19 protein-coding genes are annotated in these 17,329 nt (G+C 63.5%); 7 read left to right on the plus strand and 12 right to left on the minus strand.

Features of this window, described 5'->3' with window-relative positions:
• Positions 1 to 69 precede the first annotated feature (69 nt).
• The 4 genes from AC3WWH_RS09885 to gcvA all read right to left on the minus strand — a co-directional run bounded on the left by AC3WWH_RS09885 (position 70) and on the right by gcvA (position 4,858).
• Positions 70 to 1,116, minus strand: coding sequence for a glutathione synthetase (locus tag AC3WWH_RS09885; RefSeq protein ID WP_058322862.1), 1,047 nt, complete (start codon positions 1,114 to 1,116; stop codon positions 70 to 72).
• Between the two features lie 7 nt (positions 1,117 to 1,123).
• On the minus strand, positions 1,124 to 2,989 hold the full coding sequence (locus tag AC3WWH_RS09890) for a flavohemoglobin expression-modulating QEGLA motif protein (RefSeq protein ID WP_373419890.1): 1,866 nt from the start codon (positions 2,987 to 2,989) through the stop codon (positions 1,124 to 1,126).
• A gap of 14 nt (positions 2,990 to 3,003) precedes the next feature.
• Complete coding sequence (locus tag AC3WWH_RS09895; protein WP_058322864.1) at positions 3,004 to 3,828, minus strand: N-formylglutamate amidohydrolase; 825 nt, start codon at positions 3,826 to 3,828, stop codon at positions 3,004 to 3,006.
• A 130-nt stretch (positions 3,829 to 3,958) separates the two neighbouring features.
• A complete protein-coding gene (gcvA, locus tag AC3WWH_RS09900) occupies positions 3,959 to 4,858 on the minus strand; it encodes a transcriptional regulator GcvA (protein ID WP_058322865.1) in 900 nt (299 codons plus the stop codon).
• 106 nt (positions 4,859 to 4,964) lie between these two features.
• Here gcvA and AC3WWH_RS09905 point away from each other — a divergent pair, with 106 nt between their 5' ends.
• The 3 genes from AC3WWH_RS09905 to AC3WWH_RS09915 all read left to right on the plus strand — a co-directional run bounded on the left by AC3WWH_RS09905 (position 4,965) and on the right by AC3WWH_RS09915 (position 6,300).
• Positions 4,965 to 5,159, plus strand: a complete 195-nt coding sequence (locus AC3WWH_RS09905) for a hypothetical protein (RefSeq protein ID WP_058322977.1) — start codon at positions 4,965 to 4,967, stop codon at positions 5,157 to 5,159.
• 279 nt (positions 5,160 to 5,438) lie between these two features.
• Positions 5,439 to 5,651, plus strand: a complete 213-nt coding sequence (locus AC3WWH_RS09910) for a hypothetical protein (RefSeq protein WP_057251848.1) — start codon at positions 5,439 to 5,441, stop codon at positions 5,649 to 5,651.
• A gap of 46 nt (positions 5,652 to 5,697) precedes the next feature.
• Entirely contained in the window at positions 5,698 to 6,300 is a 603-nt protein-coding gene (locus tag AC3WWH_RS09915; RefSeq protein WP_058322866.1) for a nitroreductase family protein, read from the plus strand.
• A gap of 51 nt (positions 6,301 to 6,351) precedes the next feature.
• On the opposite strand, the gene AC3WWH_RS09920 is transcribed toward AC3WWH_RS09915, so the two are convergent.
• On the minus strand, positions 6,352 to 6,669 hold the full coding sequence (locus tag AC3WWH_RS09920; protein WP_057251846.1) for a potassium channel family protein: 318 nt from the start codon (positions 6,667 to 6,669) through the stop codon (positions 6,352 to 6,354).
• A 314-nt stretch (positions 6,670 to 6,983) separates the two neighbouring features.
• On the opposite strand from AC3WWH_RS09920, the gene AC3WWH_RS09925 reads away from it, so the two are divergent.
• Positions 6,984 to 8,660 carry a SulP family inorganic anion transporter gene (locus tag AC3WWH_RS09925; RefSeq protein ID WP_058322867.1) on the plus strand — a complete coding sequence of 559 codons (1,677 nt, stop codon included), beginning with the start codon at positions 6,984 to 6,986 and terminating at the stop codon, positions 8,658 to 8,660.
• 1 nt (position 8,661) lies between these two features.
• On the opposite strand, the gene AC3WWH_RS09930 is transcribed toward AC3WWH_RS09925, so the two are convergent.
• The 3 genes from AC3WWH_RS09930 to AC3WWH_RS09940 form a co-directional block, all read right to left on the minus strand.
• Complete coding sequence (locus tag AC3WWH_RS09930; RefSeq protein ID WP_058322868.1) at positions 8,662 to 9,096, minus strand: GFA family protein; 435 nt, start codon at positions 9,094 to 9,096, stop codon at positions 8,662 to 8,664.
• Positions 9,097 to 9,237: 141 nt separating this feature from the next.
• Positions 9,238 to 10,611 carry an ATP-binding protein gene (locus AC3WWH_RS09935; RefSeq protein WP_058322869.1) on the minus strand — a complete coding sequence of 458 codons (1,374 nt, stop codon included), beginning with the start codon at positions 10,609 to 10,611 and terminating at the stop codon, positions 9,238 to 9,240.
• Positions 10,611 to 11,273, minus strand: coding sequence for a response regulator (locus AC3WWH_RS09940; protein WP_058322870.1), 663 nt, complete (start codon positions 11,271 to 11,273; stop codon positions 10,611 to 10,613). The genes AC3WWH_RS09935 and AC3WWH_RS09940 overlap by 1 nt, the downstream gene beginning before the upstream one ends.
• 115 nt (positions 11,274 to 11,388) lie before the next feature.
• Between AC3WWH_RS09940 and AC3WWH_RS09945 the strand changes: the two genes are divergently transcribed.
• Together AC3WWH_RS09945 and AC3WWH_RS09950 are read left to right on the plus strand one after the other, a co-directional pair.
• The gene (locus tag AC3WWH_RS09945) at positions 11,389 to 12,147 is read left to right on the plus strand and encodes a L,D-transpeptidase (RefSeq protein WP_058322978.1); all 759 of its coding nucleotides are present in this window, start codon (positions 11,389 to 11,391) and stop codon (positions 12,145 to 12,147) included.
• Positions 12,148 to 12,332: 185 nt separating this feature from the next.
• Positions 12,333 to 13,049, plus strand: coding sequence for a L,D-transpeptidase (locus AC3WWH_RS09950; RefSeq protein ID WP_058322871.1), 717 nt, complete (start codon positions 12,333 to 12,335; stop codon positions 13,047 to 13,049).
• A gap of 48 nt (positions 13,050 to 13,097) precedes the next feature.
• Here AC3WWH_RS09950 and AC3WWH_RS09955 read toward each other — a convergent pair whose 3' ends face one another.
• From AC3WWH_RS09955 to AC3WWH_RS09970, 4 genes are all read right to left on the minus strand, one after another.
• Positions 13,098 to 13,937, minus strand: a complete 840-nt coding sequence (locus AC3WWH_RS09955; protein ID WP_082640861.1) for a L,D-transpeptidase — start codon at positions 13,935 to 13,937, stop codon at positions 13,098 to 13,100.
• 82 nt (positions 13,938 to 14,019) lie between these two features.
• Positions 14,020 to 15,009, minus strand: a complete 990-nt coding sequence (locus tag AC3WWH_RS09960) for a L,D-transpeptidase family protein (RefSeq protein WP_113398612.1) — start codon at positions 15,007 to 15,009, stop codon at positions 14,020 to 14,022.
• Between the two features lie 333 nt (positions 15,010 to 15,342).
• Entirely contained in the window at positions 15,343 to 15,597 is a 255-nt protein-coding gene (locus AC3WWH_RS09965; protein WP_058322872.1) for a hypothetical protein, read from the minus strand.
• A gap of 159 nt (positions 15,598 to 15,756) precedes the next feature.
• Positions 15,757 to 16,665, minus strand: coding sequence for an SDR family oxidoreductase (locus AC3WWH_RS09970; RefSeq protein ID WP_058322873.1), 909 nt, complete (start codon positions 16,663 to 16,665; stop codon positions 15,757 to 15,759).
• 87 nt (positions 16,666 to 16,752) lie between these two features.
• Here AC3WWH_RS09970 and AC3WWH_RS09975 point away from each other — a divergent pair, with 87 nt between their 5' ends.
• Positions 16,753 to 17,325, plus strand: a complete 573-nt coding sequence (locus AC3WWH_RS09975; protein WP_058322874.1) for a TetR family transcriptional regulator — start codon at positions 16,753 to 16,755, stop codon at positions 17,323 to 17,325.
• Positions 17,326 to 17,329 lie beyond the last annotated feature (4 nt).

The following is a 17,329-nucleotide window of genomic DNA, read 5'->3' on the forward strand; positions in this document are numbered from 1 at the left end:
TAGGGCTTTGACAGCGTGAAAGGTAGGATTTCCCCGGTCGCCGGGCCTGTCACGAGGGCCGGCTATAGGTCAAAGCGTGGCAAGCTCGCGATTGGAAAGTGTGCCGCCATTGGCCCGTTTGATGTCGAGCTTCCGTTCGAGCGCCGCCATGATGTCCTCGCTGAACTCGATCGATGTCAGTTCGGCGATTTCAGGCAGGGCTCCCGGGGTAAAGACGTTGACCTCAACGAGCTTGTCGCCGACCACGTCCAACCCTACGAGGAACATGCCGTCGCGCACCAGCTTCGGCCGCATCTGTTCGGCCACCGCGAGCATTTCCGGCGTGACGACGGCGGCGACGGGCCTGCCGTTGACATGCATGTTGGAACGTAGCTCACCTTCCGCCGGGACGCGCCGAACCGCAGCGTAGGTATCGCCGCGTTTGAGCGGCCGGCCGTTCATCAGGAACAGCCTGACGTCGCCTTCCGTTGCTGCCGGCAGATATTCCTGCGCGATCACATAGCCCATCTCGCTGACCGCCTCGAAGATCTGGTTGAGGTTCGTCTCGTGGCTGGAGCTGACCTTGAAGACGTTCTTGCCGCCGGAGCCCTGCAGCGGCTTCAGGATGACACCTTCCGGGTGCTCGTCGACAAAGGCCCTGATCTCCTCGATATGCTTCGAGATCAGCGTGGTCGGCCGGACGATTTCGGGGAAGTCCTGGAGATAGAGCTTGTTCTGCGCCCGCGTCAGCCCGTCGGGATCGTTGACGACGATTGCCCCGCGCTCGGCCGCAAGCCGCCCGAAGATCACGCCCACCTGGGTGGCCCAGGGGCGCGGACCGGCGTCTTCCGACGGGTCGCTCCGCAGAAACAGAACGTCGACATCGGCGATGTCGAGGATGTCTCGCCCGGTCGCGTCGCCCCTTAATGCGGCGATGAAGGTTTCGGCCTTGCGCGGCTTCGCCGCGCCGAGGTTGAGGGCGTGGATCATCAGGCGGCCATCCGGCCTCAGGATGAAATCACCAGGGGTGACGTAGACGATCTCGTGGCCACGGGCGAGTGCCGCGAGCGCAAGCGATGTCGTCGCGTAGACCGTCTCTTCGCCCTCGATGGAGTTGACGAAAAAGGCGATGCGCATCCGTTTCCTACTCTGCGACCATGTCGAGCGGGGTAATTCCCCTCTGGGCTCGCTGAAGTCGGTCGCGCGCTTTGACGTCATCGAGGAAAATAGGGCGAATGGCGGCGGCACCAAGGAGGCCGCGCAAATTGAGTTCCTGGATCGCAGCGAAATGCGACGCGGCGATCTTGCCCATCCAGAAGGGCTCGAGACTGCCGCCGTCGGCGAGATGGTCGAGAAGCTGCAGCAGGCCGCGCAGGTAGATCGCGTCCTTGACCAGCCCGCCGCCGCGATAGATGCGCAGCGTAATGTTGAAGGCCTCGGCGGTGCCGAAGCCGTGGCCGTCGACGAGCAGCCGGTAGGTGTCCGGAAACGGTGCGCCGTCAAGCAGGGCCGCGCAGCCGACGACTCTCGCCGCAAGCACCCGCAGCCGGTCCGCGGTCATGCCGGCGCTCAAGTATTCGGCGAAAACGGCAAGCCCTTCCTGCATGCCCTCGTAACCCGCAAGCCCGGAGCGGAGGATCCTGAGGCCCTGCGCCGAGCCGTTGAAGTAGGTTAGCAGGTGTACGCCGACCTCGTGGTTCAGCAGCGCCTCGACGCGATCGGGGTCGAGTGCCGAGCTTCGCGCGATTAGCAATTGGCCGCGCGAGACGAGCAGGCCGGCTGGCAGGTCGTCGCGAATTTCGACGGAGGCGGTGAAATCGGCCGACTGGCGCCGATAGGCTGATATCATCGCCTGGGCCCGCTCCCTTATGTAGTCGCAGTCGCGCTTGTTGCCGGATGTCGGCGGTGCGTCGCCATCGGCTGCTGTGCGCGTAAGGATGTCGGACGCGGCGTTGAGAAGTTCGCTTTCCACCGGGCCGTAGAGTGCGCGGCCGAGTTCGACGAATTTGCGGGTCTCGCGCGCGGATATCATCGAGAGCTGGAGATCGACCTCCTGCTGCTTTTCCCGATAGAGGGCGTAGAGCAGCGGATCTTCGAGATGCTCGAAATTGAGGGTGAAGAGTTTGCGCTTGGCCGTTTCGATCTGCAGCGCCAGCGGCCGATAGTAGAGGCGGGGGCTTCTGGAAAAGCCGCTCGACGCGAATTCCGCCCACGCGGTTTCGGCGTTGATCGGCGTCACCGCGAGCAGGAAATCGAAGCTCGAGGCGATCTCGTCGATGCCGCGGTCGGCACGCACGACCGCGTCGACGAAGGCTTTCCGGCCAAGGGCGCGATGCGTCGGTAGCCGGAAGTCATCGGACCGCGCGCGGGCGAAGGCCGCAACGGCGCGGAGCCCAGCATCGAAGACGCTCGCAACCAGCCGCTCGCGCAATTGCGGATAGATGCGGCGGGTGCCCGGCTCGCAGTAGATGGGGGCAAAACGCACGGTGAGATGGGGATAGTCGAGCGCCAGGGCCCTTCGGCCTGCCCGTGCCTCCGGTTGTCGCTCGACAAGCGTCACATGCGGGGTCCGGAACTTTCCCTCGATCGTCGCAGCCGTCTCGATCAATGCTTTCGCGGCAACCTGCTCGGCGCCGCTTAGCCCGGCGACGACCTCGATCAGGAAGGGCGGCAGGAACGGCGCGTCCTTGGCCGGCGGGTCATCGCTTTCGAGCTCGGCAAACTCGAGAACGATGAACATGCCCTGCCGCTCTTCGATCACGCGGCCGACCCGCTCGATGACAACGGCGGCGACATCGACGCTCGGCGCCAGCAGATAGGCGGCATTCGCCTGGGCGATATCGCGCGCGACCGGCTGCTCGTGCTCGGCGGCGATATGGACGCAAAGGAAAGGAAGCAGGCGGTCGATGTGCAGCCGTCCACCCTCGCCGAAGTCCCGTCGCACGGCGCGACCATCCTTCAGTCGGACAATGGCTTCATCGAGCCACTCCGAGTCAAGGCCCGCGCGCATGGGTCTCCCGTCCGTCATCGCTGCCTCGCGAGCGCCTCGGTTAGGATCGGAACGAGTGATCCGACCAGTGTGCGCAGCGACCTTAGCGCTTCGAGGTCTGGCTTGCCGGTCCACTCGTCCATGAAGGTCTTCTTGAACTCGATCGCGATCGCGCAGCCCGTATCGGGAAAGTGCTCGTGGATGAAGCGCGTTTGTTCTCCGCGTCCCTGAAAGGCAATGTTTTCACGCACATCCACAGGCCGACCCGCGAGCGTGGTGGCGCCAATGGCCGATATCAGCGTTTCGATCACGCCGGCCCATTTGACCCGATCCATGGACGAGGTTCCGATGTTGATCTCGGGCGCCTCGGCGATATCGGCCGGTTCGGCTTCCGGCCCCTGCCGCCGATGGTTGTAGCTGTGAACGTCGAGCACGATGAAACGCTGATGGCGGCGCTCGATTGCCGTAAGCATCGACCGCAGCATGGCGTAGTATTCGTCATGGACGGCGAGGGATGTTTCGATCAACTCGGCAGGCGGATGCTCTCGCCAGACGGAAAGGCCCCACGCCTGTGCGGGCTGGAGATAGATGGCGCCTGCACGGGCACGATTGATATCGACCTCGAAGCGCGAGCGATGGACGACGATGCGGTTGGCGAGGTCGCGGATGATGAACTCCGTGAACGGGTCCTCCTCGCGCAGCCTTTCTTTCTCCGTCAACGCCACCAGCGCCCGGGCATCGCTGCGCATGGCATGCCCATTGTGGATCGCGGTGCCGACGATCGGTCCATCGCCGCGATTTACGGTCCACCAGGCGTTCTGCGTGGCTGAACGGAACTGTTCCGTCGGCTCGCGTTGCATGTTCGCTCCCGCATGCCCTCACTATGGGCGCTTCGGGAATGCAACTCCCGGGCACGCCCGAGAGTTCCGCAAAGATTCAAAATTCCATGGCAGATCAGTCCGGTTCGGGGTGCCGTTCTCGGTTCCCGCTTCAGCGCGAAGAAGCCGCGATTTCGCCGAGGATCCATTGGCGGAAGGCGCTGATCTTCGGTGAATTGCGCCGCGTCTCCGGGTAGACCAGCCAGTAGGCATGGTCGTCGTTGCAGAGAAGATCGAAGGGCTGGACGAGGCGCCCATCGGCCAATTCGGCCGCAAAAAAGGCCGGCGTCAGTATTGCCACGCCCTGGCCGGCCGTCGCGGCGTTGCCCTCATAGGCCTGTGCGCCCATGCTGGCGCCGGGACGACTTGAAAGCCCCTCGGCAGGCACATTCGCGGCCGCAAACCACTTCGCCCACCAGGGATCGCCGGGATCGAGCAGCGGCAGACCCAACAGATCGGCCGGCTCTTTCACCCCGCCGATACTGGCCGCAAGGCTCGGGCTGAGCATAGGGGTGAAGTCGGCGTTGATCAGCCGGTGCGCCGCAAGCCCCGGCCAGTCGCCGCGGCCTGAGCGAATGCCGATATCGACCTCCTCGCGGCTGAAGTCCACCAGGTGAGGCTCCGTTTGAAGGCGGACGGCAAGGGAAGGGTGGGCGATCTGAAAGGAGCCAAGACGCCGCGCCAGCCAATTGGAGGCGAACGTGGCGATCGTGCTGATGACAAGCGTTCCCTGGGCGCCGCCGCGCGCCGTGACATAGGCTTCGCTGAGCTGCTCGAAGGCCTGTGTGACCGCCGGAGCGAGCCGCTGTCCGACTTCTGTCAAGGCGATCTGGCGCGGTCGACGCAAAAACAAGGGCGCGCCGAGCCGATCCTCGAGAACCTTGATCTGATAGCTCACCGCGGCCTGGGTCATGCCGAGCTCGGTTGCGGCCTTGGTGAAGCTTCCATGCCGGGCGACCGCCTCGAAGACGCGGATCGCCGTCAATGGTGGAAGCGGAAGTGTCTTATGCATTAAATGGCCTTATGCATGGTAAGCGATATTCGATTGGAAGGTGATGCCGCTCGTAACCATTTTCAAGATCCGTCCATTAGACGGATTGATGAAGAGGATGACGGCTATGACAACCATTCAAGTACGTAGTTTTTCGTCGACAAACGATTTTTCCGCGCGCTCCTGGCTGGCGCTTCTGTTCGCGCGGAAGCGTCGCGCGCTCGATGTCGTCGACGTCAGAGACCTGTCTGATCACCTGAAGCGGGACATGGGCTTCCTCGATGGCAACCGCCCCGACGCGAAGGACCTCCCGACCGCTTGACCGCTTCCGACCTGGGCGAGCCTCCCACCGCCCAGGTCCACCAATGCCGCGGAGCGCATCACCGTCACCGCGGCCTCCTTCCTCCATTACATTGCCTCGCGGCTTTGACGTGCGCCAAAAGCGGAGCAGTTTTTCATCTCTCGCTCGCTCTTTGGGTCAGAATTCCTTTAATCCACTATTTAAGTGGATAATCTCGGAGAGGCTCGGTCAGGAATCGAGCTGGCAGAAACGCCTCCGGTCGGTGCAGGTTTGCGTTGATCGGCTGAAATGAGGTCCGAGATGAGTATGCTGCGGCAATTTGAGCGTTTGAGCGCAATTCGCGAGGTCCTGCAGGGCCGTTTGGAACTGCACGAGGCGCGGGACTGTTTTGGCTTCGACGATGTCGAGGACGGCACGGCCAATGAGCTCAGGGACCGCATCGCCGAACTCTCCGATGAAATCTCGACCTTGAGAAGTCGTTGCGACCGATACGAAAGCTTCGGTCGTCAATGACCAACCCGAAAGGCGGCAGCACGTCGCCGATGAATGGACCATCTCCATGACATTGCATGTGAATTCACGCGTCGCGGATCACGCGATCAATCCGCTTTTTCTCGAACGCTGGTCGCCGCGGGCCTACTCGGGCGAAGAGATTTCCGAGGCCGAACTGTTCGAAATCCTGGAGGCCGCCCGCTGGGCGCCATCAGCCTACAATGCCCAGCCCTGGCATTTCGTCTATGCCCGCCGCGGCGGACAGGACTGGGAGAAGCTGCTCGGTCTTCTGAACGAGTTCAACCGCAGTTGGGCAAAAGAGGCTTCGGCCCTCATCTTCGTGCTGTCGAAAACCTCCCTGCTGCCGCCAGGCGCCAGCGAAGAGGTGCCTTCCTACACCCATTCCTTCGATACCGGCGCTGCCTGGGGCGCGCTCGCGCTGCAGGCGGCTCATTCCGGTTGGCAGGCCCACGGCATGGCCGGCATCGACTACGACCGCGCGCGGGCCGAACTCGAAGTTCCCGAAAACTACCGGATCGAGGCTGCCGTCGCGATCGGACGCCTCGGCGACAAGGCTCTGCTTCCGGAGGCGCTGCAACAGCGCGAGCAACCAAGCCCGCGCAAAGCCCTCTCCGAAATCGTGTCTGAAGGGCGCTTCGTGGCCGGCTAAGCTTCGGCAGACTTGGACGGGGAGCGGGCAAACTTTGCCGGCCCGCTCTCCTCAGCGATCGTCCGTTTCATCCTTGCTCGTCGCGTTCAGCGCCTGAACGCTGATGGCCGCGACGAGGCCGGTCAGGACGATGCCGGAAAAGCCTATCACCAGAGCCAGTAGCCGTGCGCCCAGGTGTTTGGGCGTGATGTCGCCGTAGCCGATCGTCAGCCCGGTGACGAAGGTGAAATAGAGGGATTCATCGAGCCGCCATTCCTCGATGCGGCCAATGATGACACCGCATCCGGTCATCACGATCAGGATTGCGGAGAAGATCGGCCAGAGCACCTGAAGTTGCTGGTAGAGATTGGAGAAGAACAGGCGCCGCATTCTTTTTGAATGGCTCCTGCGATGAGATTTCGCCACGCAACCCTCCCTCTCGCCAGGTAGGAAGCCCGCCGTGCTAACGATTCCGTACGCCTGCGACGGTCCGCCTTGGCTTCGCTCCCTGCCGCCGAAATCCCCTCTCGGCCCGGCACCCGCAGTCCTCAAGATATCCGCAAGTCGAGCAGCCTGCCAGCGTCTGCTTTGGTAGGCGACAAGTGATGCCCGAAGTGTGGCTGAGGCGTTCCTTGCAACGGATTTTACCCAGTGCTATCGCTTTAGAATAACTTCATGAAAGCTCCTGCCAGAGGATAGTCCGGATGGCATCGAACGAGCATTCGCCTGTCGGCGACGGTCGCGGTGCCACTGCGGGTTTCCGGCTCGACGTGATTGCAGGTCTCACGGCCGCTGCCGTGGTTCTGCCAAAGGCGATGGCCTATGCCACGGTCGCCGGTCTGCCTGTCAGTGTCGGTCTCTACACCGCCTTCGTGCCGATGATCATCTACGCGCTTCTCGGCACGTCCCGGGTGCTGAGCGTCTCGTCGACCACGACCCTTGCCATTCTCGCCGGAACACAGCTCGGCCTTGCCGTCCCGGATGGCGATCCCGGCAAGTTGATAACGGCAACCGCGACGCTGACGGCGATGACCGGTGGGCTTCTCATCCTGGCTTCGCTTCTCCGCTTCGGCTTCGTCGCCAACTTCATCTCCTCGCCGGTCCTGATCGGCTTCAAGGCCGGCATCGGCCTCGTCATCGTGCTCGACCAGGTGCCGAAGCTGCTTGGCCTTCACTTCACCAAGGAAGGCTTCTTCCGGGATATCCTGAGCATCGCCGGCCATCTGTCCGAGACCTCGCTACTGACGCTTGCAATTGCGGCTGCGGCGCTGGTGGCGCTTCTTGCGATGGAGCGGCTCTGGCCGCATTCGCCGGCGCCGCTTCTGGCGGTGGCTGCAGGCATTGCGCTTTCCTGGTTCGCCGGCCTCGAGGCGCTCGGTGTCTCCACCGTCGGCTTCATCCCGCAGTCTCTGCCTTCGATCACGCTTCCGAGCCTCGGTCTTGCTCAGGAGCTTCTGCCCGGCGCGCTCGGCATCGCCTTGATGAGCTTCACCGAGACCATCGCCGCGGGACGTGCATTTGCCGCCCCCTCCGACCCGCCGATCAGGGCGAACCGTGAATTGCTGGCAACCGGCGCTGCAAATCTCGGCGGCGCGCTTTTCGGCGCCATGAGCGCCGGCGGCGGAACATCACAGACGGCCGTCGTGCGTGCCGTCGGTGGACATTCGCAGGTGGCGTCGCTGGTCACCGCGGCGGCAGCGGCTGCCACGATGCTGGTGCTGGCGCCCCTGCTGGGTCTGCTGCCGCAGGCGGTCCTGGCGGCAATCGTCATCGTCTATTCGATCGGGCTTATCAAACCGGCGGATTTCTTGTCGGTCCGCAAGGTCCGGCGAATGGAGTTTCAGTGGGCACTGGCGGCCTTCCTCGGCGTGCTGCTCTTCGGGACGCTGCAGGGCATCATCGTCGCGATCGTGCTTTCCTTCATCGGACTGGCCCGCCAGGCGGCATCGGCGAAGGTCTATGTCGTCGGCCGCAAGCGCGGCACCGATCGGCTCCGGCCGCTGTCGCCGGATCATCCTGACGACGAGACCTTCGAAGGGCTGCTGATCCTTCGGCCGGAGGGGCGCCTGTTCTTTGCCAATGCCCAGCAAGTGGCAGACCAGGCGCAGATGCTGGTCGCCAAGCACAAGCCCAAGGTTCTCGTGCTCGACATGAGCCGGGTCTTCGATATCGAATACTCCGCGCTGCAAATGATGATGGAGGGCGAGCATCGCATCAGCGAACACGGGGTCACCGTCTGGCTGGCCGAGCTGAACCCGGATGTGCTCGCCTATGTGCGGGCCTCCGGTTTTGCCGATCAGCTCGGCCCCGATCGCCTGTTCGTCAACACGCGCACAGCCCTTCAGCACTATCTGGCGAGCATCGCTCCGGCTGCGGCCTGATTCACTCCGCGATCAATTCTCCGGTGCCGCCGAATGCCGGGGGGAAATCGCGATACTTGGGTAGGCCGTCCTTCATCGGCAGCACCGTCTCCTGATAGTTGACGTGGAGCGCGGGTTTGAACGGCAGTGTCGGGATGACCGCAGCAAAGACGTCCGTCACGCCCCAGAGCGGATGCTCGGTCATGAGGTGACCACCGCAGGCCTTGCACCATTTGCGCACACTCGTCGCGGTCTTCTGGTAGCCGACAAGATTGTCCGCGCCCTTGACGATGCGGACCTTCTCCGGCGGCCAAAGCGTGAAGGCATTCACGGGTCCCGCCGACCACGTCCGGCACGAATTGCAATGACAGAAGCCCATGGCGGCCGGATCGCCGTTCACTTCGATCTCGACTGCGCCGCAGAAGCACTTTCCGTTATAGCTGCCGTTCGCTGCCATGACTTTCTCCTTTCAGTTCGCGCCATCCGGAGATTGGGCTCTCGCCGATGACCGCTGTGAACCATGCCTGAGCGTGTCACGCCTGATCCTGAGGTCAACGCCTCCTTTCGAGCTAGGTTTGTGCTTCGGCCCGGAGGCTGGTCACCGGATGAGGCTTTGCTGTAGCGCGATGCGGGCCGACAAACCGCCGCGCTCCCGGTTGCGGAGCTCGAGCTCCGCGCCGGTACGATCCAGCGCCCGTTCGACGATGCTGAGGCCCAGGCCGCTGCCGACCGATGTCTTGAAGCGGCCGCGGAAGAAGCGCTCGGTCACGTGCGGTATCTCCTCATCGGGAATGCCGGGGCCTGTGTCGTTGATCACAATGACGAGGCGGCCGGCCGCCATCTCGCAGGTGCAGGAGACTGTTGCGCCAGGCGGCGAATGGTTGATCGCATTTTCCAGGAGGTTGCGCGCCGCCAGGCGAAAGAGGTCCGGATCCATCTCGATCTTCACACCGAAGAGGTGCGGGTCGATGGCGACGTCGACCCGGTGAGCTTGGCCGGCGAGTTCGGTCCGAAGACCTGTCAATATTTCACCGACATTGAAGGCTCCTGCTGGCTTGGCACTTTCGGAGGCCTCGACGGAGGCGATGTCGAGCAGTTGCCGCACCAGCTTGCCGGTCCGGTCGACCCCGGCGACAATCTGGCCGAGCGCCTTCTCACGGATCTCGCCGTCGTCGCTGGAAAGCGCGACCTGGGCTTGCGTCTTGAGGCCGGCCAGAGGCGTGCGCAGTTCATGGGCGGCAAAGGCGATGAAGTTCTGTTCGCGCTCGCGGGCACCGGCGACGCGGGCGAAGAGGCCGTTCAGCGATTTCAACACCGGGCTGATTTCACGCGTCGTGCCCACGTCTTCGATCGCGTGCAGATCCGAAGCCTCGCGCGCGGCGAGATCGCCCGCAAGTTTCCGGAGCGGTGCCAGCCCGCGTCCGACGCTGAGCCAGATCAAGACGGCCAGAAGGGGGATGATCAGCAGCGCCGGTAGCAGCAATCCCTTGACCAGATCGTTGACCAGCCGGTCGCGGATGCGAAGATTGTCGCCGACGAGGACGCGCACTCCGAGGCTGGCATTCTCCACCGCGAAAACCCGCCAGGTCTCACCGTTGATAACGGTTTCCGAGAAGCCCATCGCATGCGGCGCGAGCGTCGTGTCGGGAGCGCTGTCCGACTTGCCGATCAGCGTGCCGTCCAGCGACCAGATCTGGCAGGAGAGCTGCCGGTCGTAGTGCGGGTGCTCCAGAACCGGAATCTTGATCGCGCTCTGCGCCGGACGGTTGGCGTCACCGTCGCCTTCCTCCTTCATCATGTCAGGGCTGACGATCAGGGAATTCACCATGCGCGCGGCCTCCATCAGTCGCGCGTCGAGCACACGCTCGACCTCGGCGCGCGTGCTGAGGAAGATCCACATCGTCGCTGACAGCCACAGCAGTCCTGTCGTGATCAACAGAATGGCGAAGAGGCGGGTGCGCAGCGACCGCATCAGCCGGCTCCACCCAGCCGGTAGCCGATGCCTCTGACGGTTTCGATCAGGCCGGGGCCGAGCTTGTTGCGCAAATGATGGATGTGGACCTCGACGGCGTTGCTTTCGATTTCCTCCTGCCAGCCGTAGAGCCTGTCTTCGAGCTTGGTTTTCGAAAAGATGACGCCGGGCTGTGCCATCAGCGTGTGCAGGATCGAATACTCACGCCGCGAGAGTTGTAGCGGCTTGCCGGCCTGTTCCACCGATTGCCGGGCGGGATCGAGCCGCAGGCCTGCCCATTCGAGCGCCGCCGTCGCACGGCCGGTAGACCGCCGAGACAGCGCCCGCAACCGTGCGGCCACTTCGTCGAGGTCGAAGGGTTTCCCGAGGTAGTCGTCGGCGCCGGTGTCGAGGCCGGCCACGCGATCGCGAACTGTGTCGCGGGCCGTCAGCAGGAGCACGGGAGTGTCATTCTGGCTGGAGCGCAAGTCCTTGAGGATATCCATGCCGGAACCATCCGGCAGCATCAGGTCGAGCACGATCGCGTCGAAGCTGTTGGCGGCGAGCGCCGTCGCCGCCGCGTCGCAGGTGCTGACGGCATCGGTGGTAAATCCGGCCAGCGCCAGGCCAACCTTCAGCCCGTCTCTGAGGATATCGTCGTCTTCGACGATCAGGACTCGCATTGCTATTCCTCACATTTTTGAGAGCGGAACTCTTAAATCGCTCCCTTAAGGCAGCCTTAAGGTAGGACTTCCCTCTGAAGCGACATTGCAACAATCGAATCGTTGAATGCCCGATATGACCGAACCAAACGAGCCCTCTTCATCCACGGCCGATCACAAGACCGGCATCACGCTCACCCGCCGTAGCCTTGTCGTCGGAGCAGCCTCGCTGTTCGTCACCGGTTGCGCGACCGCGCGCCCGACGCCGGCGGCGGTGCCGGTGGCGGCAGTACCCGTCCGCGCCGCGGCCGGGCCGACCGTGCCGCCGATGTACTACGCGATGCCGGATGAAGAGTTTCCGATCCCCGAGGTGAAGGTTGCCGAGGTCGATCCGAAGTTCTGGCGACAGGAGGTGGATTATCCGAGCGGCGAGCGGCCCGGCACGCTCATCGTCGATACGCCGGCGAAGTATCTCTATCATGTGCTGCCCGGCGGGAGGGCGATGCGCTACGGCATCGGCGTCGGCCGCGAGGGTTTTGCGTGGTCCGGTCGCGCGATCGTCGCCTACAAGCGCAAATGGCCGCGCTGGACGCCGCCCGACGAGATGGTCGCGCGTCAGCCGAAGCTCGCGCCCTACAGCATCGCCAATGGCGGCATGCCGCCGGGGATCAAGAACCCGCTCGGCGCCCGTGCGCTCTACATCCACAAGGACGGCAAGGACACGCTCTATCGGATCCACGGTAGTCCCGAGGCGCATTCGATCGGCAAGGCGGTCTCGTCGGGCTGCATTCGCCTGCTCAATCAGGATGTCGTCTATCTCTACGATCAGGTGCGCGACGGCAGCACCATCGTCGTCATTCCGGATCCCACGAAGGGCGATCTGGCCATTGGCTAAGGCAGCCAACAGAGGTGGCGCGGGAATTCTGCAACACTCCGGAAACGAGTGCTCGCAGCGGGCGGCGATCCACGCCAAAGAATGATTTTCACCACATTTCGGTCACGGTTCGGCCCAACAGCCTTGGGCCTCTCCTCGGAACATTTCCTACCGAAATCCCCAACCTGGAATAGAATAAAGTGTCGATGAATTTGTCCCGCCGCTCGCTGCTCGCGGTGATCGCCAGCTCTGTCTTGAGCGCTTGCACGCAGGTCCCGAAACCAGAACCGAAGCCGAAGCTGATCGAGCCGATCGCCGGGGACGGTGGCTCGCCGGAGAAGGCAGCCGATGCCGCGGGCGTGGCGACGAAGACCTTCGATTATGCGAAGATCTATGGGCCGGTGAAGGACGAGGGCTACGACGTTCCAGGCATCCAGTACGGTGAGATCAAGCCGCAGTTCCTGCGCCAGGAAGTGGCCTATGCCACCAACGAGCCGCCCTATTCGATCGTCGTCGATACCCAGACGATGTTCCTCTACTACGTATTGCCGGGCGGTCGCGCCATCCGCTACGGCGTCGGCCTCGGGGCCGCGGGGCGCGCCTGGAAGGGGCGCGCGGTCGTGCACTGGAAGCGCAAGTGGCCGCGCTGGACGGTGCCGGACGACATGGTCGCGCGCCAGCCGCACCTCAAGAAATACGGCATTGACGCCGGCGGCATGGATCCGGGCCTCGACAATCCGCTCGGCTCGCGGGCCATGTATATTTTCCAGGATGGCCAGGACACGCTGTACCGCATCCACGGCTCGCCGCAGTGGCGCTCGATCGGCAAGAACGCATCCGCCGGATGCGTGCGCATGCTGCAGCAGGACGCGATCGATCTCTACGATCGGGTGAGAGGCAAGACGCCGCTGCTCGTCCTGTGACGCGCTACGCTTTGGCGTGATTTTCCAGCTTTCACCGGACGGATTGCCTCAGAGCGGCTGAGGCGGCGGAAGTCCGTCCGGTCCCATTTGCATATAGTCCTGCGGCTGCGGCAGTGGCTGCGAATCCGGAAGTGGCTGGGAGTCCGGAAGTGGCTGTATTTCCGGCATCGGCTGCGATTGCACCATGCCACCGCCCGATAGGTCGGTAACGACGATCGGCGTGCCGTTTGGCACGCGATTGTAGAGGTCGACCACGTCCTGGTTGATCATGCGCACGCAACCCGAGGATACCGATTTGCCAATGGTCCACCATTCCGGTGAGCCATGGATGCGGTAGAGCGTGTCCTCGCCGTTCTGGAAGATATACATGGCGCGCGCGCCGAGCGGGTTCTTGAGGCCGGGGTCCATGCCGCCGGCGTCGATGCTGAATTGTTGCAGCTCGGGCTGGCGCGCCACCATTTCGTTCGGCGGTTTCCAGCGCGGCCATTCGCGTTTGTACTGGATGACGCCGCGCCCGGCCCAGGCGAAGCCGGCGCGCCCGAGACCGACGCCGTAGCGCATCGCCTGGCCATTTTCATAAACGCGATAAAGAAAATGGCCGCCGACGTCGACGACCAGCGTTCCCGGCTTCTCGCCGGTCGGATCGGCGACCATCTGGCGGTAGAAGCGGGGCTCGATCTTCTCGTAGGGGATGGCCGGCAGCGGATAGGGTTCGTTCGGCTTCTCGCCGTACATATCGGCAAGGAAGGCGTTCGCCTCGGGGACAGGTTCCGGCGCATAGGAGCGCGTCACCGTCGGCCGCGTCGAGGCACAGCCTGCCAATCCGGCGGCCGCGAGCCCCGCGGAGAGTTGCAGGAAGGCGCGGCGGCGGATCTCTCTTTCAGGCATGGAACCCTCGATCGTCCTGTGTTTGCTTCTGGCAATGCAACCGGTCTTTTAGGTCAATTGTGCGTCGCCAGCCGACGAACGATCACAAGCCGGCGTAGGGATCCGCCAGCGCCGCTTCGGGTCGGCTAATAGGATACTTAGTTCCCGAGATCTTCGCTGCCAGCTTTTCGGCGCCGTTTTTCTCAAGGAGCGCCCGGAAGCTCGGATGCATCCCGCCGTCGACATAGGCGTTGAGCGGCGCCGACGTCTGGTTTGCCATCAGGCCCGCGAGCTTCGCGTCCTCCGATTGCAGCTTTGCCAAGAGCCCGGCGTCTGGCGCCGTCGCAGCGGCGGGGCAGGCCGCGAGCGGATCGGACGGCTCGCCATCGGCGAATTCGGTGTTGAAGACATAACGGCGACCGCAGGCCGAAACCTTCGGCTGGCGCCTCGTCGTCTGGAAGATGTCGTAGCCCTGCTTGATGTTCTTCCAGAACTCGAAATTCGGATCGCCGCGGTGCTTGGCCATGTTTTCGGCGGTCATGCGGAAGGGATATGCCTGCACCTGGAAGGTGCCCTGACCGCCGGCAAGCGCGCGCTGGACGACGGAGTAGATCTCGCCGACGCCCTGGTCCGTCAGTGCGTAGCAGCCCGACGACGAGCAGGCTCCATGCACCATCAGCGCTTCGCCGGTGTAGCCGAGCGCCGATTCCAGCCGGTTCGGATAGCCGAGATTGAAGGACAGGAAATACTGCGACTTCGGATTCAGCATGCCGGCCGAGACATGGTAGAAACCTTCCGGCGCCTGGCGGTCGCCCACCTTCGTCTTCGGGCCGAGCTTCCCCGACCAGCGGCACATGGGGTAGGTCTTCAGCAGGGCGTATTGGCCCTGCTTGTTCTGTTTCCAGACTTCCAGTTCGCTTTCCTGCTTGAAGATGCGCACCAGAACCGGGCTTTCCGGCTTGCTGCCGTTCTTCGCCATGGCGGCGATCAGCTTGGCCGGGATCGGCGGCGGTTCGCGCACGTCGTCGGCATCGAGCGCCATGCAGCTGGAAAGCGCAAGTGCCATCGCGCCGATCGCCAGAGCATGCCGCATCCAGCGCGCCTGCGTGAAAAACTTGCCAGTGGAGGGCGTTTGGGAGGAGGGGCTCTGTATCGTCTCGCGCCGCATGCGGGCTCCTGGCTATGCTGCCGCCGCCCAGCGTCTTGCGTTCGGCGCGGTTACCGACGGCATGCGTTCGACGCACAGCGGGTCGGCTTTAGTTCAGCGATTAAGCGGTGGCAGCCCTGGCTGCAAGCCTTTGTCCTGGGCGCTGGCGATCAACAATACTTGAACGCGCGCCGCCATAGCTGCCCGCCGATTGGGTCGATGTTGAGACAAGATGGTGAATTTTTTCTCAACGCGGGCGCCCGGATTGCCCCAGGCGCATCAGTCCCGTGGTTCGCTGCCGGGCGCGTAGACGGTCTTCTGCTTGAACGCAAAAACGTTGCCGCAGCGGCAGCGGACCATGTGCTTGGCGGGGTCGGGAGAGGTGCGCTCGGTCGAAAAGCCCTTGGGCATGACGTCGATGAGAAAGCCGCGATTGCCGCCCTTCGCCTTGTCATTTTCAGAGGCTTCAGCGAAACCGGACGCCCCACATTTCGCGCATTCCAGCTTTCTCGAATAACGATCCCGCGACGCCATCTTCCATCACACCTGATTGCGCTGCCGCGCCGTTCCGTCGAACCGGGACCTACAGGAGCCGGCCTTTCGGTTCAAGCTCGGCCGCTGTCATGACCGTCATTTCTCGCGCTCTATTGGGCGGGATGCATCGAGAAGCCGCACCGGCATGCGACATCAGGCTTACCGATATCCAGTGACATCGGCCGGCTTGTTTGCCTCCATCACCTCGCGCATATAGCGCCAGCAATCGGGCCGCGAGCCGTCGAGATCGGTGAAACCGTAAACCTGAGCCAGTTCGCCGCTCGACAGCGACTGGCCGTTCCAACGCGCCTTGTCCGGATCGGCCGCCAGCGCCGCCACGGCGCGGCCGACGAAACGCGGGCTTTCGGAAATGACGAAGTGCGGCTGGACCTTGGTCCCCTCCAGCCAGTTTTCCTCGGTCGCCTGAAAATGCTCCAGCATCATTTCGGAGCGCATCCAGCCGGGCGTGATCGAAACCGAGGTCGCACCGTGCGGCGCCAGATCCTTGGCGTGGGCCCAGGCCATGCGGTTGGCCCCCACCTTGGTGAGGTCGTAGAAGGGGGAAATGCGGTAGTGAGTGGCATTGTACTCGGCGGTGCCGTCGGTGACCTCGACGAGCAGCCCGCCCGGCTTCTCGATCATCAGGGGCAGGGCGTAGTGCGCGGTGATCAGGTGGGTGTCGATGCCGAGGCGCAGAAGCCTCAGGCCGTTCTCGAGATTGTGCTCCCAGACGGACTTCTCCCACTCGAACAGGTTTTCTCCGCCCCAGACGTCGTTGACGAGGATATCGAGCCGCCCCTGTTCACGGCGGATGCGCGTGACCAGCGCTGCGACTTCGGCCGGCTGGAGATGATCGACCTGAACGGCAATACCCTTGCCGCCGAGGCTGGTGACGATGTCGGCCGTTTCCTCGATCGTTTCGGGCCGTTTGTATTCGGATTGCTGTTGCCTTGTGGTGCGGCCGGTCACGTAGACGGTGGCGCCGGCGGCGCCGAGTTCCACAGCGATGCCGCGCCCGCCGCCCCGTGTCGCGCCGGCAACCAGAGCGATTTTTCCTTCGAGAGTCATGGTTTTCCTCCTTGGGGCCGATAGCCGCTGGTGCTTTCTCTTGAACGTGATATATAAATGATTGTTCGGTTATAAATGAGAGTCAAGATGCCACGACCAAAAACGATGCCAGACGAAGAGGTGCTGGTGGCGGCATTCGCGCTGATGCGAGCCGAAGGGCCGGATGGCCTGACGTTCGCGGCGCTCGCCGCAAGCACCGGCCTTTCTGGCGCCACGCTCGTGCAGCGCTTTGAAAACAAAACGAAGCTGATCCAGCGCGCGCTCAACCAGGCCTGGGACGGCCTTGACCGCCAGACGGCGGAGCTGGTGGCGACGGTGCCGAGAACGCCGGAGGGAGCCATCGCGCTGCTCGTCGGCCTGTCCGGCGATTATGGCGCCATCGAATCCTATGCCGACGATCTCCGAATTCTCCGGGAAGACCTACGGGACCCGCTGCTCCGTGCGCGGGGGGCGACGTGGCGCGACGTGCTTTCCGGCGTGCTCGACGAATGTCTTTCGGGATTGCCCGCCGCTGCCCCTGGACTCGGACTCCTGATGGCATCGCAATGGCAGGGATCGCTGCTCTGGTGGAGTTTCGACCCAGAAGTGCCTGTCGCGGAGTTCGTCGAACAGAGCCTGCGGCGTTTCGTCGAGGCCTTTGCAAGGCAACCGACGGCCTGAGGTC

It is taken from the genome of Ensifer sp. EB106-03-01-XG145 (genome assembly GCF_058792075.1).

Bases quoted from the DNA above. Each gene is read 5' to 3' on its own strand.
- AC3WWH_RS09885 (WP_058322862.1), bottom strand. From the start codon at position 1,116: ATGCGCATCGCCTTTTTCGTCAACTCCATCGAGGGCGAAGAGACGGTC.
- AC3WWH_RS09890 (WP_373419890.1), bottom strand. From the start codon at position 2,989: ATGCGCGCGGGCCTTGACTCGGAGTGGCTCGATGAAGCCATTGTCCGA.
- AC3WWH_RS09895 (WP_058322864.1), bottom strand. From the start codon at position 3,828: ATGCAACGCGAGCCGACGGAACAGTTCCGTTCAGCCACGCAGAACGCC.
- gcvA (WP_058322865.1), bottom strand. From the start codon at position 4,858: ATGCATAAGACACTTCCGCTTCCACCATTGACGGCGATCCGCGTCTTC.
- AC3WWH_RS09905 (WP_058322977.1), top strand. From the start codon at position 4,965: ATGACAACCATTCAAGTACGTAGTTTTTCGTCGACAAACGATTTTTCC.
- AC3WWH_RS09910 (WP_057251848.1), top strand. From the start codon at position 5,439: ATGAGTATGCTGCGGCAATTTGAGCGTTTGAGCGCAATTCGCGAGGTC.
- AC3WWH_RS09915 (WP_058322866.1), top strand. From the start codon at position 5,698: ATGACATTGCATGTGAATTCACGCGTCGCGGATCACGCGATCAATCCG.
- AC3WWH_RS09920 (WP_057251846.1), bottom strand. From the start codon at position 6,669: ATGCGGCGCCTGTTCTTCTCCAATCTCTACCAGCAACTTCAGGTGCTC.
- AC3WWH_RS09925 (WP_058322867.1), top strand. From the start codon at position 6,984: ATGGCATCGAACGAGCATTCGCCTGTCGGCGACGGTCGCGGTGCCACT.
- AC3WWH_RS09930 (WP_058322868.1), bottom strand. From the start codon at position 9,096: ATGGCAGCGAACGGCAGCTATAACGGAAAGTGCTTCTGCGGCGCAGTC.
- AC3WWH_RS09935 (WP_058322869.1), bottom strand. From the start codon at position 10,611: ATGCGGTCGCTGCGCACCCGCCTCTTCGCCATTCTGTTGATCACGACA.
- AC3WWH_RS09940 (WP_058322870.1), bottom strand. From the start codon at position 11,273: ATGCGAGTCCTGATCGTCGAAGACGACGATATCCTCAGAGACGGGCTG.
- AC3WWH_RS09945 (WP_058322978.1), top strand. From the start codon at position 11,389: ATGACCGAACCAAACGAGCCCTCTTCATCCACGGCCGATCACAAGACC.
- AC3WWH_RS09950 (WP_058322871.1), top strand. From the start codon at position 12,333: ATGAATTTGTCCCGCCGCTCGCTGCTCGCGGTGATCGCCAGCTCTGTC.
- AC3WWH_RS09955 (WP_082640861.1), bottom strand. From the start codon at position 13,937: ATGCCTGAAAGAGAGATCCGCCGCCGCGCCTTCCTGCAACTCTCCGCG.
- AC3WWH_RS09960 (WP_113398612.1), bottom strand. From the start codon at position 15,009: ATGCGGCATGCTCTGGCGATCGGCGCGATGGCACTTGCGCTTTCCAGC.
- AC3WWH_RS09965 (WP_058322872.1), bottom strand. From the start codon at position 15,597: ATGGCGTCGCGGGATCGTTATTCGAGAAAGCTGGAATGCGCGAAATGT.
- AC3WWH_RS09970 (WP_058322873.1), bottom strand. From the start codon at position 16,665: ATGACTCTCGAAGGAAAAATCGCTCTGGTTGCCGGCGCGACACGGGGC.
- AC3WWH_RS09975 (WP_058322874.1), top strand. From the start codon at position 16,753: ATGCCACGACCAAAAACGATGCCAGACGAAGAGGTGCTGGTGGCGGCA.